Consider the following 24,455-nt stretch of genomic DNA (forward strand, 5'->3'; position numbering starts at 1 on the left):
GCCTCACACAAGCGCGACGTGCTCCTGCGGCACCCAGCCGAGGTCGCCGTCCGCTTTTTCTGCCAGATACCAGCCGTTAAGGCTCTGGTGCACCGTAAGTTGCTCGCCGGTTTGCACGGTGAGTTCGTGTGCGCAGTAGGCTTGCTGGCAGATCCCTTCATGGGCGCTAACCGGTGTAAAGAGCTGCTGCGGCGCCCAGCCCGCTTTTCCCGAATCTAACGTTACCCAAATCCAGCCGCGCCACTGCAGATCGCAGTGGCTAATTTGTGCTCTTTCCCCCTCGCGGATGGTCAGCGGATCGGGATAGGCCGAGCGATAATCACGCATCACTTTTACGCTGGTTGGCAGCGGGTAAGAGACTGCTTTCATTCTCCTTCTCTCCTGACATCACGAAGCGCGTTTTTAACAAGCGAAACGGCAGGCCAGCCCAGAGCTGGCGCGGTCTGTGTAAAAGATCGTCAAAAGGAGAATATTATTGACCAAACCCATACCCTTGGTCAAAAAGCAGCCATACTATTTATCTGCCCAATGGCTGACAAGGGAGGTATAAGTATGACCGCTGATGAACTCGCTCGTCGTTTGGTAATGAAGTTGATGACTGCCAGAACAGACCTTGCGGCCTATATCCAGATGCGCAAAGCGAAAGGGTATATGTCGGTCAACGAAAACGATCGTCTGCGTGAGATGTTTTTTGCCCTGGCGCTGGAGATCCGCGATAAAAGCGAAAGATTGCAAGAGATACAGGATCGCGATACGCGCAGTGCTATGTACAGTGCCGAAGAGGCGCTCTCTTCCGCCGCCGTTTCACTGATGAGCGGGCGAAGAGATTGTGCCAACTTTATCTCGGTAAACGTCGATAAGCTGGAGCTTTCGCTCAATATCCTCGATTACAGCATTCAATACCTGAATGAGCACTCTCCGCTTGCTGAAGCCTGAGACGCTTCCACACCCTGACCCATAAGGGGAGCCCGCTCCCCTTTATGCTTAAGCTTTTGTAAAAGCAAACCCACCCGCGAAATCGATGGCTAACCTTTATCGAGGCTTACCGCTTAATAAAGGAGTGCCCTGTGCGCCATCTTCCTCTGTCATTACTTTTTCTCTCCACCTCTGTGCTTGCCGCCCCGGCTGCGGTGAATGTTGATGTCCTGCAAACGAAACTCGATCACCCCTGGGCGCTGGCCTTTTTACCCGATGACGGCGGAATGCTGATCACCCTGCGGGGCGGCGAGCTGCGCCATTGGCAGGCGGGCAAGGGGCTTTCCGATCCGATAAGCGGTGTGCCAAAAGTGTGGGCGCAGGGTCAAGGAGGTTTGCTTGATGTGGCGCTGGCACCCGATTTTGCCTCATCAAGACGCGTATGGCTGAGCTACGCCGAAGCGGGGCAGGATGGTAAAGCGGGAACCGCCGTCGGGTTTGGTCGCCTGAGCGCCGATGGTAAAGCGCTGGAGCAGTTCCAGACCGTTTTCCGCCAGCAGCCTAAGCTTTCAACCGGCAACCACTTTGGCGGTCGGTTAGTGTTTGATGGCAAAGGCTATTTGTGGATTGCGCTGGGTGAGAACAATCAGCGCCCGACGGCGCAAGAGCTGGATAAGTTGCAGGGCAAGCTGGTGCGGCTGACGGATCAGGGCAAGGTGCCGGCGGATAACCCGTTTGCAGACAAGCCGGGCGCGCGACCGGAGATCTGGTCTTATGGCATTCGTAACCCGCAGGGGATGGCGATCAACCCCTGGAGCCAGGCGCTGTGGCTAAATGAGCACGGCCCGCGCGGCGGGGATGAGATCAACGTGCCTGAAAAGGGTAAAAACTACGGCTGGCCGATTGCCACCTGGGGGATCAACTACAGCGGGTTGAAGATCCCGGAAGCGAAAGGCGGCATTGTCGAGGGGACCGAGCAGCCAATCTTCTACTGGAAGGAGTCTCCGGCGGTCAGCGGCATGACTTTTTACAATGCAGATACTTTTAAGCTATGGAAGAACAAGCTTTTTATCGGCGCGCTGAAGGATAAGGATGTGATTGTGATGAGCGTCGATGGCAACAAGGTGAGTGAAGATGGCCGCATTCTTGGCGATCGCAATCACCGTATCCGCGACGTGCGCGTTGGCCCGGATGGGTATTTGTATGTCTTAACAGACGAGAGCAACGGCGAGTTGTGGAAGGTGAGCCCGGCATCGTAATCGCGCCGTATGTCGTTGGTTATCCCACATAGCGTATATGCGGTTTGTCTTGCCGGATGGCGGCTGCGCCTTATCTGGCCTACGGGAATGAAGCTGCTGAAACCGAGTAGGCCGGATAAGCGCCAGCGCCATCCGGCAATCAAACCATCCGGCAATTAATCGATCACGTCACCGGGATCATCACGTTATGGCGAAACGCCGGGCGCTCACAAAGCTGCGCGTACCAGCGCTGCAGATGCGGGTGCGTGGCCCAGCTCAGGCCGGGAATATTAAACAGGTTATAGACAAACGGGCCGACGGCGATATCGCCACAGCCAAATGCCTCGCCCGAGAGCCACTGCGTCTTTGCCAGCGCATCATCAAGCAGCTGTAACGCGTTATCGAGCGCCTCTTTTGACGACGCAATCACCGCATGATCGCGATTTTCTGCTGCCGTTCGCACCAGGTTCATCAGCAGCGGGCTATGTTTCGGTGCCAGCGTGCTCAGCGCCCAGTCCATCCACTTATCGCCCTGCGCCCGTGCGGCAGGAGACTCCAGCCACAACCGGCTTTGACCATACTGTGCAACCAGGTAGCGCACAATGGTGTTCGATTCCCACAGCACGGCACCGGTTTCGTCGTCGCGCAACAGCGGCACCAGCCCGTTAGGGTTCATCGCCAGGTATTCAGGATCGTGATTAACGCCATACTCCCGGCCCGCCAGAATATGCTCATAGGGCAGCTCCAGTTCATCCAGCAGCCAGCGCACTTTTTTGACATTCGTCGAATTATTCCGTCCCCATAGCGTGATCATTTTTACCCCCGTGCAAAAGTGTGTTTCAGTGGATCTATCGTGGGCGAAACTTAACGTTCTGGCAACGACTTAGAAAAATAATGCACAACAGGCGCGCAACAGGCTGTTATTGCGTAAACTTTAAAAACTTTACCCAGTAGCGGTTTTTTTCGTTTCGTTTGTGCGTTATTACTCACCGTTTGTTACGGCACGGTGATGTGACGTTTTATTGAAAGGATACTCGGGTGGCTTATATGACGCAGTTCTCTCTATCCCTTCGCGGCCTGGCAGCAGGATCCGCGCTGTTGTTTCTCTTCTCCCCTTCGTTATATGCAGTGGAACAAACCCCTGCCGCACCCCCGGTTGATGCCCGGGCGTGGATCCTGATGGATTACGCCAGCGGCAAAGTGCTGGCGGAGGGCAACGCCGACGAAAAACTCGACCCTGCCAGCCTGACCAAACTGATGACCAGCTATGTGGTCGGCCAGGCGCTGAAAGCGGGGAAAATCCACCTGACCGATACCGTCACCGTCGGCAAAGATGCGTGGGCGACCGGCAACCCGGCGCTGCGCGGCTCGTCACTGATGTTTCTCAAACCTGGCGATCAGGTATCAGTGGCAGATCTGAATAAAGGGGTCATTATTCAGTCCGGCAATGATGCCAGCATCGCCATCGCCGATTATGTCGCAGGGAGCCAGGACTCCTTTGTCAGCCTGATGAACAGCTATGCGCAAAAGCTCGGCCTGACCAATACCACCTTCAAAACCGTCCACGGTCTTGATGCGCCGGGGCAGTTCAGCACTGCGCGCGATATGGCGCTGCTCGGCAAAGCGTTAATCCACGACGTGCCGGACGAGTACGCGATCCATAAAGAGAAAGAGTTCACCTTCAATAAGATCCGCCAGCCCAACCGTAACCGGCTGCTGTGGAGCACCAGCATGAACGTGGATGGCATGAAAACCGGTACCACCGAGGGGGCAGGCTACAACCTCGTCGCCTCGGCAACCCAGGGTGATATGCGCCTCATCTCCGTGGTGCTGGGAGCGAAAACCGATCGCATCCGCTTTAACGAGTCAGAGAAACTGCTCACCTGGGGTTTCCGCTTTTTCGAAACGGTCACACCAGTGAAACCTGACGCCACGTTTGTCAGCCAGCGCGTCTGGTTTGGCGACAGCAGTGAAGCGAAGCTTGGCGCAGGCGAGGCGGGATCGATCACCATTCCCAAAGGGCAGTTTAAAAACCTGAAAGCGAGCTTCACCCTCAATCAGCCGGAGCTTGAAGCACCGCTGAAGAAGGGCCAGGTGGTGGGCACCATCAACTTCCAGCTCAATGACAAAACCATTGAGCAGCGCCCGCTGGTGGTGATGGAAGCAGTGAATGAAGCGGGCTTCTTTGGCCGGATGTGGGATTTTGTCCTGCTGAAGTTCCACCAGTGGTTTGGTAGCTGGTTCTCATAACCGCACGTGACCGTGCCTGGCGGGCGAGGTCAGTAGAGAAGGGTGATCTGCTCTTTTTTCGCCGCGCTGACCAGGCCATCATCCGGCCGGCGGTCGCTGACAATCACATCGAAACGGTTTAACGCGCCCATGCAGGCAGGGCGCACTTTGCCAAATTTGCTGTGATCGACCACCAGCACATGGCGCTGGGCGCTGTTCATTGCCCAGTGCTTTACCGGCAGCTCTTCAAGGTTAAAGCAGGTCGCGCCCTGCTCCGTGTGTACGCCCGCCGCAGAGTAGAAAGCGATGTCCGGGCGCAGGTTGCTCAGGGTTTCATTGAAGTTCAGCGGCTTAAAAATGGCATTGCTGGCGTGAAATTCGCCACCGCTGAGAATGGCGCGGCACAGCGGTTTTTCTTGCAGTGCCAGAAAGGTGTTCAGCGAGTAGCAGACGGCGGTGAAGGGCAGCTCCTGAGGCAGTGCGTCGATGATCCACGGCGTGGTGGTGCCGCAGTCAAAAAAGGCCATCTGGTGCGGTTGCAGAAGGGCGGCGGCGAGCTTTGCCGCGCGGCGCTTCTCTTCGACGAGGCGGTTTTTCTGATCGCTTAATAGATAGTGGCTGGCGGAGCGCGGTTCGAGCACAATATAGCCGCCGAGCAGCACCACCGGAGCGCTGTTGGCGCTGAGGTCGCGACGAATGGTCATTTCAGAAACGCCCAGCAGGCCGGCTGCCTCTTTCAGATGGAGCTTGTCGCTGCGCTTGAGCGCTGCCAGCAGCTGGTTGATCCGCTCGTCACGTCTTGTTTCCATAATTCACCCGAATAAAAGAAAGCCCCGCATAAGCGGGGCCTTTATCTTACCTGCGCCCTGGCGCTTAGTCACGCATCCAGCCGCGACGGATCGGGAAGGCAAAACAGAGACGATAGATCTGCTGCGCGGTGTGATAAATCTTCTCACCGAAGGCCTGCCACAGAATTTGCGCGCCCAGGCAGCCGCAGATGCCAACCAGCAAGCCACCGAGCATATCCAGCGGCCAGTGGACGCCGAGATAAACGCGTGACCAGGCGATGGCCAGCGCCGTCACCATCAGGGCCGCGCCGGACCAGAAACGGTGCCAGGCAAAAAACGCGACGGCAAAGGTGAAGATCACCGTACCGTGGTCGCTTGGGAAGGAGTCATCCGCCGCGTGCGGCAGGAAGTTATAGCCGACATGATCGACAAAAGGTCTGTCGTGCGGAAAGGTATGGCCTAAAATCCATGAAAGCGAGAGGCTGACGACGATCGCCAGTGCCACTTTGATCACCAGTTGACGCTGGGCGCTGACCTGGCTGCGCGGCCCCCATAGCCACAGCCCAACCGCCAGCAGCGGCACGATATTGATCAGATCTTTGGCAACAAAGTGGGCAACGGTCAGGAGCCAGGCCGGCGAGTCGGGCGTGGCGTTGATCCAGTAAAACAGGGTGTGATTCAGGCTCTCTAACATAGACAGGTTACTCTTTGATGACAGTCCGTATTGATCAAAGCGCTCACCATAAAAGCGGTGCGGCACGCGGTAAAGGGGTTTTGTCTTACTCCACCGAGAGTTAGACGATTCCTGGTCTCAGGGTACGCCCCGTCACTTAAGTAAACCTTAAACAAGTGAACAAGTGTTTTATCTGTTCTCACGGGAGAATTCACTACCGTCGCGCGGTGGCTTTGATTACACTCTGCGCGATTTTCCAAAGGAAGAGATTACATGCAAAACCATACCCTTTCCGGCCAACGTCTGGGACGACGGGCGCTGTTATTCCCTCTCTGTCTGGTGCTTTACGAATTCTCCACCTATATCGGCAACGATATGATCCAGCCCGGTATGCTAACGGTGGTCGAGCAATATAACGCGGGCATTGAGTGGGTTCCGACTTCGATGACCGCCTACCTGGCGGGCGGCATGTTCTTACAGTGGCTGTTAGGGCCGCTCTCCGACCGCATCGGCCGTCGCCCGGTGATGCTGGCCGGCGTGGTGTGGTTTATTGTCACCTGCCTGGCGACCCTGCTGGCGCAGAACATTGAGCAGTTCACACTGTTGCGCTTTTTACAGGGTATTAGCCTCTGCTTTATTGGCGCCGTGGGGTACGCGGCGATTCAGGAGTCCTTTGAGGAGGCGGTCTGTATCAAGATAACCGCTCTGATGGCGAACGTCGCACTGATCGCCCCCCTGCTTGGCCCGCTGGTGGGGGCGGCGTGGGTGCATGCCGCCCCGTGGGAAGGGATGTTCGTTCTCTTTGCGCTGCTGGCGGCCTTCTCCTTCTTCGGGCTACAGCGGGCGATGCCGGAGACCGCCACCCGTCTTGGCGAGAAGCTCTCATTTTCAACTCTGTGGCGCGATTACGCCGAGGTGCTGAAGAACGTGCGCTTTGTCGCAGGTGCGCTGGCGATAGGCTTTGTCAGCCTGCCGCTGCTGGCGTGGATTGCCCAGTCGCCGATTATTATCATCAGCGGCGAGCAGCTCAGCAGCTATGAGTACGGTTTGTTGCAGGTGCCGATTTTCGGCGCGCTGATTGTCGGCAACCTGGTGCTGGCGCGGCTGACCTCGCGGCGTACCGTGCGCGCACTGATCATTCTTGGCGGCTGGCCAATCGTTGCTGGCCTGCTGCTGGCGGCATTTGCCACCGTTTCCTCTTCTCATGCCTATTTGTGGATGACGGCCGGGTTGAGCGTTTACGCCTTCGGGATTGGCCTTGCCAACGCCGGGCTGGTGCGCCTGACGCTGTTCGCCAGCGAGATGAGTAAGGGCACGGTATCGGCGGCGATGGGTATGCTGCAGATGTTTATCTTTACCGTCGGCATTGAGCTGAGCAAGCATGCTTGGCTGATCGGCGGCAACGGGCTCTTTAGCCTGTTTAACTTGCTGAACGGCATTATCTGGCTGGGGCTGATGGTGGTGTTTCTGCGCGATAAGCGCATGGGAAACTCGCTGGAAGGTTAAGGCGGCAGCCCACTGGCCGCCGCCCGATTGTTAGCCGGGTTCCGCCTCGGCTTGCGGTTCCGGTTTTGCCACCGCACGCGCCACCAGCGCGGCAATCAGCACCAGACCAAGCACCACCAGCATCGCGCTGCGTAGGCCATAGTGTTCGCCGAGGAAGCCGAGCAGCGGCGGGCCAACGAGGAAGGCGAGATAACCGGTTGTTGCTACCACGCTGACGCGCGTTGCGGCATCTGGTCCGGTATCGCTGGCCGCCGAGATGGTGAGTGGAAAGCCAAGCGACGCGCCTAATCCCCACAAAATGACCGAGAAACCCGCCACCCAGGCGCTGTCGACAAAAATAATCAGGCCGATGCCCAGTGCGCCCATTATCGCGCTGGCGCGCACCACGGCGACGCGGCTGTAACGGTCAATAAACCAGCCGCCGCAGAAGCGCCCGGTGGTCATGCCAAGGGTAAAACCGGTGTAGATCAGCGAGCCGGAAGTGGGGCTGAAGCCGTGACCATCTACCATCAGCAGCGGCAGCCAGTCATTGGCCGAGCCTTCAGCAAACGCCATCGCCAGCACCACCACGCCAATTAACAGCAGCTGCGTATCGCGCCAGAAGGGCATCCCTTTTTGACGATTCGCGTGTTCTTCGGCGCTGTTCTGCCCGGTCCCCTCCGGTACGGCGGAGATCGCCAGAATAATCGGCACAATCGCCACCAGCGCCGCCAGCAGAATGTGCAGGTTTGCGCTGATGCCCAGCGCGGTTAACGACATCCCGACCCCTGCGCCAACCAGTGTGCCCAGGCTGTAAAAGCCGTGCATCATCGGCAGCACGGTTTTGTTCATCTCCTGCTCAACCACCGCGCCTTCGATATTCATCGCCACTTCGCCCGCGCCCAGGCTGCCGCCAAAGCAGGCCAGACCGACGGCAAAGAGCAGCGGCGAGGCGAACCACAGGGCGATACTTAAAATCACCATCCCGAGCACCGAGAAGGACATGCTGGCGCGGATCACTTTGCGCGCCCCGAATCGCTTCACCAGCCATGCCGAAGAGAGAATGCCGCTCATCGACCCGACCGACAGACCAAACAGCACCGCGCCCATTTCAGCCGTCGAGACCGAGAGCACATCGCGGATCGCCGGCGTGCGCGACGCCCATGAGGCCATTAATAATCCGGGGAGAAAAAAGAAGGTGAACAGCGCCCATAAGCGATGGCGCAGGGCTTTTCGGGAGGCGTTTTCAGTCATAGATTCACATCAAAAAAAGTAAGGTGAAGTAACACTAGCATTTTTTGCGTCATTACGGTGGCAGCAGGTGAATAACAGCCATGAGGTTACTCAATATAATTAAGAAAATGCATACGGTTACGTTAATGATACATTGGGGTAATAGTTTATTGAGGGAGTAATAAAAGTGAGATTTATCATGCAGACCGCAGTTGCATTGTTGCTGGCAAGCAATGTGAGTTATGCGCAATCCACTACCACCGACAGCTTCACCTATGAAGCGCACGCCCTGGCGTTGCAGAACGAGGGTGAAAAGTGCCAGTTAAGCGTCATCTCACCCGATAGGGCGATAAAGCGTTACGGGCTTGACCTCCGTTCGCCATGCTACTTCCTGTACGGAGCGGAAAGGCAACCTAAACATTTCGCCTATCCGCGAGACGGCATTAAGGCGCTATTTATCATTCTCGGCAATCCGCTTACGGCGGATGAGCAGAAGATCTGGCGAGTTAAAGACGCATCAACCTGCGGCACAAAAGGCTTCGGGCTCTACTTTGATGGCCAACACTTCAGTCTCAGCCGAACCTCACACGAGGGAATGTTGTTATGCCGTGACAGAGGGGTAGACGAAAAAGTTTTTAACACGCTGCGCGATTGATGGCAGGATACCTGCTTTCCGGGCCGCTACGGCCCCTTTTTATAAACTGAGCAAGTGATGCAGGCAGGGAAGGGATGATTATCAACACAGTCATGTGGTTAGCGTCGACGGCGGCGCTTTTTGCGTGGGTATTCAACGTCACCCTCAAAAACACCTTTAAAACCAATGCGAAATACTTCGGGATATTCATAGTGGTGCATCTGGCACTGAATATCGGCGCGATGGCGCTGAACAAGCATGGGGTTGTGCTGGTTAAACACCACGCCAGCGCGATGACGGTCACAGCCATGACGATCCTGCTAAAAAGCTATATGGTGCTGATGGTGATTATGGCCCTGAGCTTTTTTATCGCACTCGCCGGCAAGGGCGCAGATAAAATGACGCAGTTTCACACCACCCATAATGCAGCCAACCTGCACCGTAACCCGCTTAAGTTTTATCTGCGCAACCAGTCAGGAATTGTTAACGTCTATCGATGGTTCTTCCTGATAGGTGGGGTTTATATGTTGTGGGCGATGTGGTTTAGGATGAGTTTTTAAAATTTGGGAGTCTGGAACACATTCTTTGCCATCTTATTGGCGTTGGGATGATGTTACGTGATTGAAATCTCAGCCGCCACCTTATCGCCATCCATATGTGACTGGTCATTTAAGCGTTTGATTTAATGTGGCAGTAAATTTCAGGCAACAAAAAACCCATCAACCTTGAACCTAAGCGGCGGGGTTGATGGGCTCCACAATCGGGGGACATCAAAGAAAAGCAGTGGCACTAGTTATGACTGACATCCCACAAAAAAGTTCTGCGTATAAGCGAAATATTTCTTAGCTTCGGAGTTATCCGAGCCCCGGCCAGATAATGATGATCAATGTCCCGGCGAGGGTAAGCAGCACGTTGGCGATGGCGTAGGTACCCGCGTAGCCCAGCGCGGGTATATTGCTGCGCGCGGCATCGCTGATGATCTCCATTGCCGGTGCGCAGGTGCGCGCGCCCATCATCGCGCCGAAGAGCAGGGCGCGGTTCATTTTCAGCACATAGGCACCAAACAGGAAGCAAATCAGCACCGGCACGAGGCTGACGAGCAATCCGGCGACCAGCATCTGTCCGCCTACGGCACCCAGCCCGTTACCGATGCCGCTCCCGGCGCTTAAACCGACCCCGGCCATAAATACCATCAGGCCGAACTCTTTCACCATCATCAGCGCGCCCTGCGGAATGTAACCAAACGTCGGGTGGTTCGCGCGCAGGAAGCCGAGCATAATGCCAGCGAAGAGCAGACCGGCGGCGTTACCGACGCCGAAGCTGAAGGAGCTAAACTGGAAGGTGATCATGCCGATCATCAGGCCGACAATAAAGAAGGCGCAGAAGGCGAGCAGGTCGGTCACCTGGCTGTGAATGGAGATAAAACCGATGCGGTCAGCGATGGTTTTCACGCGCCGCGCATCGCCGCTCACCTGCAAGACGTCCCCTTTGTTGAGCACGATATTGTCGTCGATGGGCATCTCAATCTGGCTACGGATCACGCGGTTGAGGAAGCAGCCATGATCGGTCAGCTTCAATTGCGCCAGGCGGCGGCCGACCACATTGTGGTTTTTCACTACCACCTCTTCGGTGACGATGCGCATATCCAGCAGGTCGCGGTCAAACACCTCTTTCCCGTTGCGGAAGCTCGGGTCGAGGCGCGCATGGGCATCCGGGTAGCCGACAAGCGAGATCTCATCACCCATCTGTAATACCGCGTCTCCGTCGGGGTTGGCGAGAATACCGTTGCGGCGAATTCGCTCGATGTAGCAGCCGGTCTGGCGATAGATCCCCAGCTCGCGCAGATTTTTACCATCCGCCCAGGCCACCAGCTCCGGCCCGACGCGGTAGGCGCGGATCACCGGCAGGTAGACTTTGCGGTGAGCATCGGTATCCAGCCCGCGCTCGCGGGCGATCTGCTGGGCGCTGGTTTGCAAATCTTGATGCTGCAGCTTCGGTAAGTAGCGTGCGCCAAAGATCAGGCTCACCAGGCCAATCAGATAAGTTAAGGCATAGCCGAGGCTGAGGTTGTCCAGCGCGCGGGCAAGCTGACTGCTCTCCATGCCGGAGTGGCGCAACGTATCGCCCGCGCCGACCAGTACCGGCGTGGAGGTCATCGACCCGGCGAGCATGCCGGCGGTCAAGCCGATATCCCAGCCAAAGAGTTTGCCGAGGCCGAGCGCAATTAACAGCGCGCTGCCGACTAATACCAGCGCCAGCATCAGGTAATTCTTACCGTCACGAAAAAAAATTGAGAAAAAGTTAGGTCCGGCTTCAACGCCAACGCAGAAAATAAACAGCATAAAGCCGAGGTTCAGGGCATCGGTGTTAATGCTGAAATGTTGCTGGCCTAATAATAGTGAAACGACTAAAACGCCAATGGAATTACCCAGTTGGATAGATCCCAGTCGTAATTTTCCAAGGCAAAGCCCAAGCGCCAGAACTACAAACAATAACAGTATGTAATTCCCATTTAACAAATCTGCGACGTTTATATTCACGGAGTCTAACTTCTTGTTTACTTGTAAGCTGTTGATAGAAATGGTGATTTGAGCTACTGTTTTGCCTATGCGCTGGCGGATGAATAAAAGCCGTGCAACACCAGACACCCCGCACAAAACATAAACTGGCCGTTAGTTTAATCTCATTGCATAACAACGGCTAGTGACAATCGTTTGTTTGCACGGGTGCCATTCAGGCAATAATTGCCGCAACGCTTTATCCGTCCGACATTCTTTAAAACGGTGTAAACGTCGATAGAGAAAAAGTCAGGAGGCGTTTTTGAAGAACAGGCGTAGTTGGTTCGGCGTTATCTGCTGCGGTCTCCTTTTTATCGCAATTTGTCTCTCTCTGGTGATGAACATGCAGGGTAAATTGCCCGCGCCTGGCGATCCGGCAACCGGTTTGCTGCTCTTTACTCTGCCCGGTATCCTGGGCGGCCTCGTCTCTCGTCGTCGTCGCGCCATTGTGCCGCTGGTGGGCGCGCTGATCGCAGCACCCCTTTGTTATATTTTGATTCATATTTTATTTACCCCAGTACGCACCTTCTGGCAGGAGGTGGCCTGGCTCTTCAGCGCCATGTTCTGGTGCGCGCTCGGTGGCCTCGGCTGCGATTTCGTTCACCGAATTGCGCGTGCGCGCAGGCGCATCTGATTAAGCTTGCGCAATTTCCGCTTACAACGAGCGCAGCGGCTTAGCCTATACTGAACGACTTGTTTAACTGGGGGATTATTCAACATGACACCTACTATTGAATTGCTGTGCGCCCATCGTTCCATTCGCCACTTTACCGATGAGCCTATTACGGACGCACAGCGCGAGGCGATTATCGCCAGCGCACAGGCGGCATCGACCTCCAGCTTTTTGCAGTGCAGCTCCATTATCCGTATTACCGATCCCGCTATGCGCGAACAACTTGTGACATTAGCTGGCGGACAGCCGCATATCGCCCAGGCGGCCGAGTTCTGGATCTTCTGCGCCGATTTTCACCGCAACTTTGAGATCTGCCCGGAAGCGAAACCGGGTCTGGCAGAGCAACTGCTGCTCGGCGTCGTTGATACGGCAATCATGGGGCAAAACGCCTTTACCGCGGCGGAGTCGCTGGGGCTGGGCGGCGTCTATATTGGCGGCATCCGTAACAATATCGACGCGGTCGGGGAACTGCTGCGTATTCCGCAGCAGGTGCTGCCGCTGTTTGGCCTCTGCCTCGGCTGGCCTGCCGATAATCCGGATATCAAACCGCGTATGCCGGCTGCGATGCTGGTGCATGAAAACCACTACCAGCCGCTGGATAAAGAGAAGCTGGCGGAGTATGACGCGGAGCTGGAGCACTACTATATGACGCGCGACAGCAATAAACGCCGCGATAACTGGAGCGATCATATCCGTCGCACCATTATTAAAGAGAGCCGTCCGTTTATTCTCGACTATTTGCATAAACAGGGCTGGGCAACGCGCTAATACCCGTTCATCCTGCCCCGTGCTGCGTGTATGATACGCAGGCTTTTAACTGGTCTTCTGCGCGAGGTGCAGGGTGAAAATAGCTGTATTATCCCGGGATGGAACGCTTTACTCCTGTAAACGCCTGCGTGAAGCCGCCGTGCAGCGCGGGCACCAGATTGAGATCCTCGATCCGCTCTCCTGTTATATGAACATCACCCCGGCCGCCTCCTCGATTCACTATAAGGGCCGCCAGCTTCCCCATTTTGATGCGGTGATCCCGCGAATTGGTTCAGCCATCACTTTTTATGGTACCGCTGCGCTGCGCCAGTTTGAGATCCTTGGCAGCTATCCGCTCAACGAATCGGTCGCCATCACCCGCGCCCGCGACAAGCTGCGATCCCTGCAACTGCTGGCACGCCAGGGAATCGATCTGCCGATCACCGGCATTGCCCACTCGCCCGATGATACCAGCGATCTGATTGATATGGTCGGCGGTGCGCCGCTGGTGGTTAAGCTGGTAGAAGGCACGCAGGGAATTGGCGTGGTGCTGGCGGAGACGCGGCAGGCGGCAGAGAGCGTGATTGACGCCTTTCGCGGCCTCAACGCCCATATTCTGGTGCAGGAGTTTATCGAGGAAGCGAAAGGGTGCGACATCCGCTGCCTGGTGATCGGTAACGATGTGGTGGCAGCGATTGAGCGGCGGGCGAAAGCGGGGGATTTCCGCTCCAATTTGCACCGCGGCGGGCAGGCGACCGTAGTCGAGATCACGCCGCGCGAGCGGGAGATCGCGCTGGCCGCGGCGCAGACGCTCGGGCTGGATGTTGCTGGCGTCGATATTTTGCGCGCTAACCGCGGCCCGCTGGTGATGGAAGTCAATGCATCGCCGGGGCTGGAAGGGATCGAAAAAGCCACCGGGCTGGATATTGCCGGGCGAATGATCCACTGGATCGAGCGCCAGGCGATGCCCGGCTTCTGCCTGAAAACCGGCGGCTAAGAGGAATTTCCTGCCTTAGCATGGTACGCCTTCGGCTTTTTGCGTAAGCTATGGGCAATTTTTCCCAACAGAGCACGTTTTCTATGGATTCACTGGTCGTCCCCGGTCTGGACACGCTTCGCCAATGGCTTGATCAACTCAGTATTAACTTCTTTGAGTGCGACACCTGCCAGGCGCTGCACCTGCCACATATGCAGAATTTTGACGGCGTGTTCGATGCAAAAGTCGACCTGGTCAATGATGTCCTGCTTTTTACCGCGATGGCGGAAGTGAAACCCTCCGCGCTGCTGGCGCTGGCGGCGGATCTCTCGGCGATCAACGCCAGCTCGCTCACCGTTAAAGCCTTCCTCGATATGCAGGATGATAACCTGCCGAAGCTGGTAGTGTGTCAGACGCTGAGCATCGGTCCCGGCATCGCCTTTGAGCAGTTCGCGTGGTTTATGCGCCAGAGCGAAGAGCAGGTCTCGATGGTGATTATGGAAGCTAATGCACACCAGCTGCTTTTTACCCCTGCCGATGACGATCTGCTGGCGGGCGATGAAGAACCGAACAATTTTCTCCACTGATTCCCGCATCAATTAGCGCAGCCGCTGCCACGGGGGCTGCGTAGCTACATTTTTTATTCTGCTTTTAACCTTTCTTTAAAGAATGATTCACCATCATTCCTCCCCTTCAGGCTTATCCCATAGAGACTTATTGCATAAAAAATTGATAAAAGGCGGTTTTTTATCTGCCCTATAGCCTCAAACCCTGGCTACAGTTATTCTTGCGCTGCTTTAAAAGCATGCGGCGTCTGCCGAAGTGATTTTATCTCCGGCGCAGAGCAGAGTGACAAACTATGCATGAATCTTGCATATCCCAGAAAGCGTAGATTTAGTTCGTAGCTTAACGAGCTTTCCAGAAGGAATGAGATATGAGTGCCTCAAGAAAAAAATGGGTATCGGGTCTTGTTGCGGGTGCGTTGATGGCTCTCTCTGCCAGCACGCTCGCCGCCGGGCAAAAGACGCTGCATGTGTACAACTGGTCTGACTATATTGCGCCGGACACCGTCGCAAATTTTGAGAAAGAGACCGGCATTAAAGTGGTCTACGACGTGTTCGACTCCAACGAAGTGCTGGAAGGCAAGTTAATGGCCGGCAGCACCGGTTTCGATCTGGTGGTGCCGTCCGCCAGTTTCCTTGAGCGCCAGCTCTCGGCGGGCGTCTTCCAGCCGCTTGATAAGAGCAAGCTGCCGAACTGGAAAAACCTCGATCCGGACGTGTTGAAGATGGTCGCGAAACACGACCCGGATAACAAATACGCTTTCCCCTACCTGTGGGCGACCACCGGTATTGGCTACAACGTCGATAAAGTCAAAGCGGTACTCGGCAAAGATGTGCCGATCGATAGCTGGGATGTCGTGCTGAAGCCGGAAAATCTTGAGAAGCTGAAGAGCTGCGGCGTCTCCTTCCTCGATGCGCCGGAAGAGATTTTCGCCACCGTGCTCAACTACCTTGGTAAAGATCCCAACAGTACCAAAGCGGATGATTACACCGGTCCGGCGACGGATCTGCTGCTGAAGCTGCGTCCGAATATCCGCTACTTCCACTCTTCGCAATACATTAACGACCTCGCTAATGGCGATATCTGCGTAGCCATCGGCTGGGCGGGCGACGTCTGGCAGGCGGCTAACCGCGCGAAAGAGGCGAAAAACGGCGTTAACATCAACTACATTATTCCGAAGGAGGGGGCATTGGCCTTCTTTGACGTCTTCGCTATGCCGAAAGATGCCAAAAACACCGACGAAGCCTATCAGTTCCTTAACTACCTGATGCGTCCCGACGTGATGGCGCATATCAGTGATCACGTCTACTACGCCAACGGTAACAAAGCCTCTGTGCCGCTGATCAGCGAAGAGGTGCGTAACAACCCGGCGATCTTCCCGCCGCCGGATGTCTTCGCCAAGCTCTTCACGCTGAAAGTGCAGGAGCCGAAAATCGACCGCGTACGTACTCGCGCCTGGACGAAAGTCAAAAGCGGCAAATAAATCAATCACCTGACTGGTGAAAGCGCTGCACCGCGCCGGTGCAGCCGCCCCAAAACGGGACAGCGGGCGCACCTGCTGTCCCGTCATCTGTACCACAACCTGTTGAAGCAGGGTGATGCTTATGCCGGAGAGCACCTTAGTGAATGACGCTATTCCCCGCCCGCAGGCGAAGAGCCGCAAGGTTCTGACGCCGCTGCTGGAGATCCGTAACCTGACCAAATCTTTCGACGGCCAGCACGCCGTGGATGATGTCAGCCTGACTATCTATAAAGGCGAAATCTTTGCCCTGCTCGGCGCATCGGGCTGCGGCAAATCGACGCTGCTGCGCATGCTGGCAGGCTTCGAGCAACCGACCCACGGGCAGATTATGCTCGATGGCGTCGACCTGGCCCACGTGCCGCCCTACCTGCGCCCAATCAATATGATGTTCCAGTCTTACGCGCTCTTCCCGCACATGACCGTTGAGCAAAATATCGCTTTTGGTCTGAAGCAGGACAAGCTGCCGAAAGCGGAGATCGCCAGCCGCGTCGCCGAAATGCTGCATCTTGTACACATGAGCGAGTTTGCTAAACGCAAGCCGCACCAGCTCTCTGGCGGTCAGCGTCAGCGCGTGGCGCTGGCGCGCAGCCTCGCCAAGCGGCCAAAACTGCTGCTGCTTGATGAACCGATGGGCGCACTGGATAAAAAGCTGCGCGACCGCATGCAGCTGGAAGTGGTCGATATTCTTGAGCGCGTCGGCGTCACCTGTGTGATGGTGACTCACGATCAGGAAGAGGCGATGACCATGGCCGGGCGTATCGCCATTATGAACCGCGGCAAGTTTGTGCAGATTGGCGAGCCGGAAGAGATTTACGAGCATCCGACCACCCGCTACAGCGCCGAGTTTATTGGCTCGGTCAATGTCTTCGAAGGGTTGCTGAAGGAGCGTCAGGAGGATGGCCTGGTGATTGAGTCGCCGGGGCTGGTGCATCCGCTGAAAGTCGACCCCGATGCCTCGGTGGTGGATAACGTGCCGGTCTATGTGGCGCTGCGCCCGGAGAAGATCATGCTGTGCGAGGATCCGCCAGCCGATGGCTACAACTTTGCCGTCGGTGAAGTGGTGCATATCGCCTACCTGGGCGATCTCTCGATTTATCACGTGCGGTTGCAGAGCGGGCAGATGATCAGCGCCCAGTTGCAAAACGCGCATCGCTACCGCAAAGGCGCGCCTACATGGGGCGACGAAGTGCGTCTCTGCTGGGATGCCGACAGTTGTGTGGTTCTGACGGTTTAAGGAGCGGCGATGAGTACACTCGAGCCACCGGCCCGCGTAACAAAACCGGGCGGTGTAAGACTGTGGCTGGCGCGCCTGCAAATGCGCCACGGGCGCAAGCTGGTGATTGCGCTGCCCTATATCTGGCTGACGCTGCTGTTTCTGCTGCCGTTTTTGATCGTCTTCAAAATCAGCCTCGCGGAGATGGCACGTCAAATCCCGCCCTATACCGATCTGCTGGAGTGGGCCGATGGGCAGCTGACGATTACGCTTAATCTCGGCAACTTCCTGCAACTCACTGACGATCCGCTCTATTTCGAGGCGTATTTGCAGTCGTTGCAGGTTGCGGGTATCTCAACAATCTGCTGTTTGCTGCTCGGCTATCCGCTGGCATGGGCGGTGGCGCACAGTAAGCCGTCGACGCGCAACATTCTGCTGCTGCTGGTGATTTTGCCGTCGTGGACCTCGTTTCTGATCCGTGTCTACGCCTGGATGGGGATCCTGAAAAACAACGGCGTGCTCAATAACTTTCTGCTCTGGCTGGGGGTTATCGATCAGCCGCTGACCATTCTGCACACTAATCTCGCGGTCTATATCGGCATTGTCTATGCCTATCTGCCCTTTATGGTGCTGCCGATCTACACCGCGCTGACGCGTATTGACTACTCGCTGGTGGAAGCCTCTCTCGATCTTGGCGCGCGTCCGCTGAAAACTTTCTTCAGCGTGATTGTGCCGCTGACCAAAGGGGGAATTATCGCCGGTTCCATGCTGGTGTTTATTCCGGCGGTCGGCGAGTTCGTCATTCCGGAGCTGCTCGGCGGACCGGACAGCATCATGATTGGCCGCGTGCTGTGGCAGGAGTTCTTTAATAACCGCGATTGGCCGGTGGCCTCGGCGGTGGCGGTGATCATGCTGCTGCTGTTGATTGTGCCGATTATGTGGTTCCACAAGCATCAGCAGAAACAGACAGGGGAGAAGGCATGAACAATTTACCGGTAGTGCGTTCCCCCTGGCGCATCCTGATCCTGGTGATTGGATTCACCTTTCTTTATGCCCCGATGTTGATGCTGGTGGTCTACTCTTTTAACAGCTCGAAGCTGGTGACGGTGTGGGCAGGCTGGTCAACGCGCTGGTACAGCGAGCTGTTCCACGATGACGCGATGATGAGCGCGGTGGGCTTAAGCCTGACGATTGCCGCCTGCGCGGCGACGATGGCGGTGATTTTAGGCACGATTGCAGCGGTAGTGATGGTGCGCTTTGGGCGCTTTCGCGGCGCGAACGGCTTCGCCTTTATGATCACCGCGCCGCTGGTAATGCCGGATGTGATCACCGGTTTGTCGCTGCTGCTACTGTTTGTCGCGCTGGCGCACGCTATTGGCTGGCCAGCGGATCGCGGTATGCTCACCATCTGGCTGGCGCACGTGACTTTCTGTACCGCTTATGTGGCGGTGGTGATCTCCTCGCGGCTGCGCGAGCTGGATCGCTCGATTGAAGAGGCGGCGATGGATCTTGGCGCAACGCCGCTGAAGGTTTTCTTTGTGATTACGCTGCCGATGATTATGCCGGCGATTGTCTCCGGCTGGCTGCTGGCCTTTACCCTGTCGCTGGATGACCTGGTGATCGCCAGTTTTGTCTCCGGTCCTGGTGCCACCACGCTGCCGATGCTGGTCTTCTCCAGCGTGCGCATGGGGGTTAATCCTGAGATCAACGCGCTGGCGTCGATTATCCTCGGCGTGGTGGGAGTTGTCGGCCTTATTGCCTGGTTCCTGATGGCGAGAGCGGAAAAGCAGCGCCAGCGTGATATCCAGCGTGCAAGACAGGGCTGAACTCATTAGAATCTGGAAATTGTGTCGTTGATGCCGCGCTTGCGCGGCATTTTTCACAGGGAAATCATGGAATTGGGGTTCTTCAACAAAACCACGCATCACGCGACGCCAAACGTACCGGCGCTGGTTCAGGTGGCGGCTATCGCCATCATTACCATTCGCTGTGTCGATGTGCTGATGATCATGAACCTGCTCGGCTGGCGCGGGCTGCTCGACTTCGTGCATCGTAGCGCCCAGACCTGGAGCCTGACGCTGATTTTCCTTGCCAGCCTGATGCTGGTCTTTATTGAGATCCTCTGCGCCTTCTCGGTGGTAAAAGGGCGGCGCTGGGCGCGCTGGCTCTATCTGCTCACGCAACTCACCTCGACCGCTTACTTATGGGCCGCATCCCTGGGCTATGGCTATCCCGAACTCTTCAGCATCGCCGGCAGTTCGCGGCGGGAGATTTTTCACTCTCTGGTTATGCAAAAGCTCCCCGATTTACTGGTGCTATTCCTGCTCTTTGTGCCGATGCCAAGCAGACGCTTTTTCCGTCTGCAATAACGGTGATACAATCGCGCCCCCGCAAATTGAAAGGCTTTATCTATGCAGTGCGCTCTCTTCGACGCTGGTCGCTGCCGCTCTTGTGAGTGGATCGCCCAGCCGCTCCCGTTGCAACTCTCCGCCAAGATGGATCACCTGGGCGCGCTGCTCGCCCCCTTTGCGGTGGAGTCATGGTGCGAGCCGGTGAGTGGCCCGGAGCAGGGCTTTCGTAATAAAGCCAAAATGGTGGTCAGCGGCAGCGTTGAAAAACCGCTGCTCGGCATGCTGCACCGCGACGGGACGCCGGAAGATCTCACCGCCTGCCCGCTCTACCCGGAGACTTTCGCGCCGGTATTTGCCGCCCTGAAACCCTTTATCGCCCGCGCTGGCTTAACGCCCTACAACGTGGCGCGCAAACGCGGTGAACTGAAATACCTCCTGTTGACCGAAAGCCAGCTCGACGGCGGTATGATGCTGCGCTTTGTGCTGCGCTCAGAAGCGAAAGTTGAACAACTGCGTGCCGTGCTGCCAACGCTTCAGGCGCAGTTGCCGCAACTGAAGGTGATCTCGGTAAATATCCAGCCGGTGCACATGGCGATTATGGAAGGGGAGAGGGAGATCTTTCTTTCCGACCAGCAGGCGCTGGCAGAGAAGTTCAACGGCGTGCCGCTCGCTATTCGCCCGCAGAGCTTTTTTCAGACCAACCCGGCGGTCGCCAGCCAGCTCTACGCGACGGCGCGGGACTGGGTGCGCCAGCTTCCGGTCAACCATATGTGGGATCTCTTCTGCGGCGTCGGCGGCTTTGGCCTGCACTGTGCCACGCCGGAGATGAAGCTGACCGGGATAGAGATCGCGCGGGAAGCGATCGCCTGCGCGACGCAATCCGCCAGGGCGCTGGGGCTGCATAATCTCCACTTCCAGGCCCTCGATTCAACCCGTTTCGCCACCGCCCAGGCGTCGGTACCGGACCTTGTGCTGGTCAATCCGCCGCGGCGCGGCATTGGCGCAGAGCTGTGTGACTACCTGAGCCGCATGGCGCCGCCGTGGATCATCTACTCCAGCTGTAATGCGCAGACGATGGCGAAGGACTTCGCTGCACTTGCGGATTATCGCGTCGCACGTGTGCAACTGTTTGATATGTTTCCCCATACTGCTCATTACGAAGTGCTTACGCTGCTTATCAGGCGTTGATTCTCCCGCTTAAATGCCATTTGGCGCGACGAAATACTGACTTTTTTGCTCCGCAGGCGCGTTTTTTGTACCAGGCTTAAGCCAAAAGAGACGCGAACAGTGTGGGGCAATATGAAAGAGCAGAAACAATCAACGGTAGGGATCGCGCCGTACGGTGGTTCAGCGGGCGGCTGGGGCGCGTTAAAAGCGGTGGCCGATGCTCTGCGTGGGCAGATGTCCGTTAAGCAGGATGTAATTGCGCTATTTAAAGTAAACCAGCCGCAGGGCTTTGATTGCCCCGGCTGCGCATGGCCAGATCCGCAGCACACCTCCTCCTTCGAATTTTGTGAAAACGGCGCCAAAGCTGTCTCCTGGGAGGCGACCAGCAAGCGCGCAACGCCGGAGTTTTTCGCCGCGCACACCGTCAGCGAACTCTGGCAGCGCAACGCCTTTGAGCTGGAAGGTGAGGGGCGTTTGACCCATCCGATGAAATATGACGATGAGAGCGACACTTATCAGGCGATTGAGTGGGAGACCGCCTTTCAGGAGATTGGCGCGCTGCTGCAAAGCTATGACGATCCCAATAGCGTCGAGTTTTATACCTCTGGGCGCGCCTCCAACGAAGCGGCCTTTCTCTGGCAACTCTTTGCCCGCGAATATGGCACCAACAACTTCCCCGACTGCTCAAATATGTGTCATGAGCCGACCAGCGTCGGGCTGCCGGAGTCGATTGGCGTTGGCAAAGGCACCGTCGAACTGGAGGATTTTGACCACTGCGACCTGGTGCTCTGCATCGGCCATAACCCCGGTACTAACCATCCGCGCATGCTCGGTACGTTGCGGGAAGTCTCAAAGCGTGGCGCGACCATTGTCGCCATTAACCCGCTGCGTGAGCGTGGCCTTGAGCGCTTTAACTCGCCGCAAAGCCCGATAGAGATGCTGGCGCTCAGCTCAACCAAACTGGCTTCAACCTACTATAAAGTGCGCGTCGGCGGCGATGCGGCGATGCTGAAAGGGGTGATGAAGATCCTGCTGTCGATGCACGAGCAGGCGCTGGCGAACGGTGAGCCGGGTGTCATTGATGAGGTGTTTATTCGCCAGCATACGCAGGGCTTTGCAGAGCTGAAAGCCGATCTCGACGCCACTGAATGGGACCATATCCTGAAAGTCTCCGGTATGGAGCGCGAGGAGATCCAGAATATCGCCCGGCTCTATGCTGAATCTGAACGCACCATTATCTGTTACGGCATGGGTATTACTCAGCACCAGTACGGCACGCAAAACGTGCAGCAGATTGCCAACCTGCTGCTGCTGCGCGGCAACATCGGTAAGAAAGGGGCGGGCATCTGCCCGCTGCGAGGCCACTCCAATGTGCAGGGTGATCGCACCGTTGGCATCACTGAAATCCCCCCTGCGGAGTTTCTCGATAACCTCGAACGGGTGTTTGGTTTTAAACCGCCGCGTGAACATGGGCACGGCGCAGTGGCCGCTATTCAGGCGATGCGCGAAGGCAAAGTGAATGCGTTGCTCTGCCTGGGCGGTAATCTGGCTGAAGCGATCTCCGATCCGCAAGTCACCTTCCCGGCGATGCGCAAGCTTGATCTGGTGGTGCATATGGCGACCAAGCTTAATCGCTCCCATCTGCTGCTCGGCAAGCACAACTATCTCTTCCCGGTGATTGGACGGACCGAAACCGATGAGCAGGCCTCCGGGGCGCAGAGCGTGACGGTGGAGGATTCAATGTCGATGGTGCATGCCTCGCGCGGATCGTTAAACCCGGCCTCTCCGCACCTGAAGTCGGAGCCGGCGCTGGTAGCGGCTTTGGCCAAGGCGACGCTGCCGCAAACGGTGGTGAACTGGGACAGAATGGTTAACGACTACAGTAATATTCGCGACGCCATCGAAGCGGTCTTCCCGGCCTTTGCGAATTTTAATGAACGGGTTAAACAACCGGGCGGCTTCCGCCTGCGCAATGCCGCCTCCGAGCGGGAGTGGCATACGCCGTCGGGCTTTGCCGAATTTAAAGTGATGCAGGGGATTAATGAAGATCCGCGCTCGCTCAAGTGCCACGACCTGGTGCTTACCACCTTGCGCAGCCACGATCAGTACAACACCACACTTTACGGGCTGAATGACCGCTATCGCGGTGTGACCGGGCGGCGCGACGTGCTCTTTATTAATGCTGATGAGGCGGAGCGCCGCGAGTTGCGCGTCGGCGATCAGGTGAATGTGGTGGCGCTCGATCCTGAGGGGAATCCTACCTCGCGGCGGATGGATAACCTGACCGTGGTGGTGATCGATATGGCACCCGGCTCGGTGGGGGCCTATTACCCGGAAGCCAATATTCTGGTGCCGCTGGATAGCCACGACACCAAAAGCGGCATCCCGGCGTATAAAAGTATCCCGATTGCGATGGAGCGCGTCGAAACACCGGTCGCCACCGCGGGCGCACGGCGTTAAATGCGAAACCGTAGGCCGGATAAGCGAAGCGCCATCCGGCATTGGTGCGGAGTTCATTGCCGGATGGCGGTTGACGAGAGAATCAGACCGTCCGTAGGCCTGATAAGCGCAGCGCCATCAGGCATTTGTGCGGAGTTCATTGCCGGATGGCGGCTTACGCCTTATCCGGCCTACGAAAGAATCAGACCAACGGCTTAGAAGTCCGTAGGTCTGATAAGCGAAGCGGCATCGGGCATTATTGCGGAGTTCATTTCCGGATGGCGGCTTACGCCTTATCCGGCTCTACAAAGAGCGGGTTACTGCGGGAACCATTGATCGCTGATTTTCTGGTATGTGCCGTCGGCTTTAATCGCTTTCAGTGCGGAGTTCAGCTTCTCCAGCAGCGCTTTATTATCCGGGCGCACGGCAATGCCAAGACCGGTGCCGAAATATTGCGGGTCGGTCACTTTCGGCGTCGCTGCACCCAGCTGCGGGTTGGTTTTTAGCCACTCATTCACTACCGCGGTATCACCAAATACCCCGTCGATACGGCCATTCTTCAGGTCGATAATCGCATTCTGGTAGCTGTCATACGCCACGGTGGTCACTTCCGGGTGCTTATCCTGCAAATATTTCTGATGGGTGGTGCCATTTTCCATGCCGATGCGTTTGCCCTTCAGATCGTCAAAAGATTTAAAGGCATCTTTTTTGGCAATCACCAGCGCGGAGTTGGCATAGTACGGGTCGGTAAACGCCACCTGTTTGCTACGCTCCGGAGTAATGTCCATGCCGGAAATCACCGCGTCATACTTCTTAAATTTCAGCGCCGGGATCAGGCTGTCGAAGGCGTGATTGGTAAAGGTGCAGTTGGCCTGCATCTGCTTGCAGAGCGCATTCGCCAGATCGATATCGAAGCCGACAATCTTATTGCCCGCATCGAGGGATTCAAACGGTGGATAGGTCGCCGACACGCCGAAGCTGATTTTATCGGCCGCAACGCTCCCTGCGGAAACGGTAGCGAGAAGGGCGGCCAGTATCATTTTTTTCATG

Annotated in this window: 24 protein-coding genes; 17 read left to right on the forward strand and 7 right to left on the reverse strand. The window is 56.6% G+C overall.

All coding sequences use genetic code 11. The features are described from left to right. Positions 1-3: 3 nt before the first annotated feature. Complete coding sequence (locus tag HF650_RS08190; protein ID WP_187801919.1) at positions 4-369, reverse strand: SH3 domain-containing protein; 366 nt, start codon at positions 367-369, stop codon at positions 4-6. A gap of 183 nt (positions 370-552) precedes the next feature. Here HF650_RS08190 and HF650_RS08195 point away from each other — a divergent pair, with 183 nt between their 5' ends. Further along, positions 553-936, forward strand: coding sequence for a biofilm formation regulator BssR (locus HF650_RS08195; protein ID WP_187801920.1), 384 nt, complete (start codon positions 553-555; stop codon positions 934-936). A gap of 131 nt (positions 937-1,067) precedes the next feature. Further along, positions 1,068-2,174, forward strand: coding sequence for a PQQ-dependent sugar dehydrogenase (locus tag HF650_RS08200; RefSeq protein ID WP_187801921.1), 1,107 nt, complete (start codon positions 1,068-1,070; stop codon positions 2,172-2,174). 163 nt (positions 2,175-2,337) lie between these two features. Here the strand turns inward: HF650_RS08200 and HF650_RS08205 are convergent, their stop codons facing one another. After that, a complete protein-coding gene (locus HF650_RS08205) occupies positions 2,338-2,967 on the reverse strand; it encodes a glutathione S-transferase family protein (RefSeq protein WP_187801922.1) in 630 nt (209 codons plus the stop codon). Between the two features lie 233 nt (positions 2,968-3,200). Here HF650_RS08205 and dacC point away from each other — a divergent pair, with 233 nt between their 5' ends. Further along, positions 3,201-4,403 (forward strand): serine-type D-Ala-D-Ala carboxypeptidase, encoded by a 1,203-nt coding sequence (gene dacC / locus HF650_RS08210; protein ID WP_187802634.1) that lies wholly within the window; start codon positions 3,201-3,203, stop codon positions 4,401-4,403. Positions 4,404-4,432: 29 nt separating this feature from the next. Here the strand turns inward: dacC and deoR are convergent, their stop codons facing one another. Together deoR and ybjG are read right to left on the reverse strand one after the other, a co-directional pair. Beyond that, positions 4,433-5,191, reverse strand: coding sequence for a DNA-binding transcriptional repressor DeoR (gene deoR, locus HF650_RS08215; RefSeq protein WP_187801923.1), 759 nt, complete (start codon positions 5,189-5,191; stop codon positions 4,433-4,435). Between the two features lie 64 nt (positions 5,192-5,255). Then, on the reverse strand, positions 5,256-5,864 hold the full coding sequence (gene ybjG, locus HF650_RS08220; protein ID WP_187801924.1) for an undecaprenyl-diphosphate phosphatase: 609 nt from the start codon (positions 5,862-5,864) through the stop codon (positions 5,256-5,258). 252 nt (positions 5,865-6,116) lie between these two features. Between ybjG and HF650_RS08225 the strand changes: the two genes are divergently transcribed. After that, positions 6,117-7,349 carry an MFS transporter gene (locus HF650_RS08225; protein ID WP_187801925.1) on the forward strand — a complete coding sequence of 411 codons (1,233 nt, stop codon included), beginning with the start codon at positions 6,117-6,119 and terminating at the stop codon, positions 7,347-7,349. A 30-nt stretch (positions 7,350-7,379) separates the two neighbouring features. Here the strand turns inward: HF650_RS08225 and HF650_RS08230 are convergent, their stop codons facing one another. Continuing rightward, a complete protein-coding gene (locus HF650_RS08230) occupies positions 7,380-8,582 on the reverse strand; it encodes an MFS transporter (RefSeq protein WP_187801926.1) in 1,203 nt (400 codons plus the stop codon). A 178-nt stretch (positions 8,583-8,760) separates the two neighbouring features. Between HF650_RS08230 and HF650_RS08235 the strand changes: the two genes are divergently transcribed. Together HF650_RS08235 and HF650_RS08240 are read left to right on the forward strand one after the other, a co-directional pair. Next, positions 8,761-9,216 (forward strand): hypothetical protein, encoded by a 456-nt coding sequence (locus HF650_RS08235; RefSeq protein WP_187801927.1) that lies wholly within the window; start codon positions 8,761-8,763, stop codon positions 9,214-9,216. A gap of 74 nt (positions 9,217-9,290) precedes the next feature. Next, a complete protein-coding gene (locus tag HF650_RS08240; protein ID WP_187801928.1) occupies positions 9,291-9,755 on the forward strand; it encodes a hypothetical protein in 465 nt (154 codons plus the stop codon). Between the two features lie 294 nt (positions 9,756-10,049). Here the strand turns inward: HF650_RS08240 and HF650_RS08245 are convergent, their stop codons facing one another. After that, positions 10,050-11,735 carry an aspartate:alanine antiporter gene (locus HF650_RS08245; protein WP_187801929.1) on the reverse strand — a complete coding sequence of 562 codons (1,686 nt, stop codon included), beginning with the start codon at positions 11,733-11,735 and terminating at the stop codon, positions 10,050-10,052. Positions 11,736-12,015: 280 nt separating this feature from the next. On the opposite strand from HF650_RS08245, the gene ybjM reads away from it, so the two are divergent. The 11 genes from ybjM to HF650_RS08300 all read left to right on the forward strand — a co-directional run bounded on the left by ybjM (position 12,016) and on the right by HF650_RS08300 (position 23,426). Further along, positions 12,016-12,387 (forward strand): inner membrane protein YbjM, encoded by a 372-nt coding sequence (gene ybjM / locus HF650_RS08250; protein WP_187801930.1) that lies wholly within the window; start codon positions 12,016-12,018, stop codon positions 12,385-12,387. Between the two features lie 84 nt (positions 12,388-12,471). Continuing rightward, positions 12,472-13,194 (forward strand): oxygen-insensitive NADPH nitroreductase, encoded by a 723-nt coding sequence (nfsA, locus tag HF650_RS08255; protein WP_187801931.1) that lies wholly within the window; start codon positions 12,472-12,474, stop codon positions 13,192-13,194. A 73-nt stretch (positions 13,195-13,267) separates the two neighbouring features. After that, a complete protein-coding gene (gene rimK / locus HF650_RS08260; RefSeq protein WP_187801932.1) occupies positions 13,268-14,170 on the forward strand; it encodes a 30S ribosomal protein S6--L-glutamate ligase in 903 nt (300 codons plus the stop codon). Positions 14,171-14,253: 83 nt separating this feature from the next. Continuing rightward, positions 14,254-14,736 (forward strand): YbjN domain-containing protein, encoded by a 483-nt coding sequence (locus HF650_RS08265; protein WP_187801933.1) that lies wholly within the window; start codon positions 14,254-14,256, stop codon positions 14,734-14,736. 347 nt (positions 14,737-15,083) lie between these two features. Continuing rightward, positions 15,084-16,196 carry a spermidine/putrescine ABC transporter substrate-binding protein PotF gene (potF, locus tag HF650_RS08270; protein WP_187801934.1) on the forward strand — a complete coding sequence of 371 codons (1,113 nt, stop codon included), beginning with the start codon at positions 15,084-15,086 and terminating at the stop codon, positions 16,194-16,196. Positions 16,197-16,335: 139 nt separating this feature from the next. Then, positions 16,336-17,469: a putrescine ABC transporter ATP-binding subunit PotG gene (gene potG / locus HF650_RS08275; RefSeq protein WP_187802635.1), complete on the forward strand. Its 1,134-nt coding sequence runs from the start codon at positions 16,336-16,338 to the stop codon at positions 17,467-17,469. Positions 17,470-17,478: 9 nt separating this feature from the next. Then, complete coding sequence (potH, locus tag HF650_RS08280) at positions 17,479-18,432, forward strand: putrescine ABC transporter permease PotH (protein WP_187801935.1); 954 nt, start codon at positions 17,479-17,481, stop codon at positions 18,430-18,432. Then, positions 18,429-19,274: a putrescine ABC transporter permease PotI gene (gene potI, locus HF650_RS08285; RefSeq protein WP_187801936.1), complete on the forward strand. Its 846-nt coding sequence runs from the start codon at positions 18,429-18,431 to the stop codon at positions 19,272-19,274. Before potH ends, potI begins: the two co-directional genes overlap by 4 nt. A gap of 66 nt (positions 19,275-19,340) precedes the next feature. Next, positions 19,341-19,817, forward strand: coding sequence for a YbjO family protein (locus HF650_RS08290; RefSeq protein ID WP_187801937.1), 477 nt, complete (start codon positions 19,341-19,343; stop codon positions 19,815-19,817). 42 nt (positions 19,818-19,859) lie between these two features. Next, positions 19,860-20,987, forward strand: coding sequence for a 23S rRNA (uracil(747)-C(5))-methyltransferase RlmC (gene rlmC / locus HF650_RS08295; protein WP_187801938.1), 1,128 nt, complete (start codon positions 19,860-19,862; stop codon positions 20,985-20,987). Positions 20,988-21,098: 111 nt separating this feature from the next. After that, positions 21,099-23,426 (forward strand): FdhF/YdeP family oxidoreductase, encoded by a 2,328-nt coding sequence (locus HF650_RS08300; protein WP_187801939.1) that lies wholly within the window; start codon positions 21,099-21,101, stop codon positions 23,424-23,426. Positions 23,427-23,722: 296 nt separating this feature from the next. Here HF650_RS08300 and artJ read toward each other — a convergent pair whose 3' ends face one another. Then, complete coding sequence (gene artJ / locus HF650_RS08305; protein ID WP_187801940.1) at positions 23,723-24,454, reverse strand: arginine ABC transporter substrate-binding protein ArtJ; 732 nt, start codon at positions 24,452-24,454, stop codon at positions 23,723-23,725. Position 24,455 lies beyond the last annotated feature (1 nt).

This window comes from Kosakonia sp. SMBL-WEM22, from assembly GCF_014490785.1.
In the GTDB taxonomy this organism is placed as follows: Bacteria; Pseudomonadota; Gammaproteobacteria; order Enterobacterales; family Enterobacteriaceae; genus Kosakonia.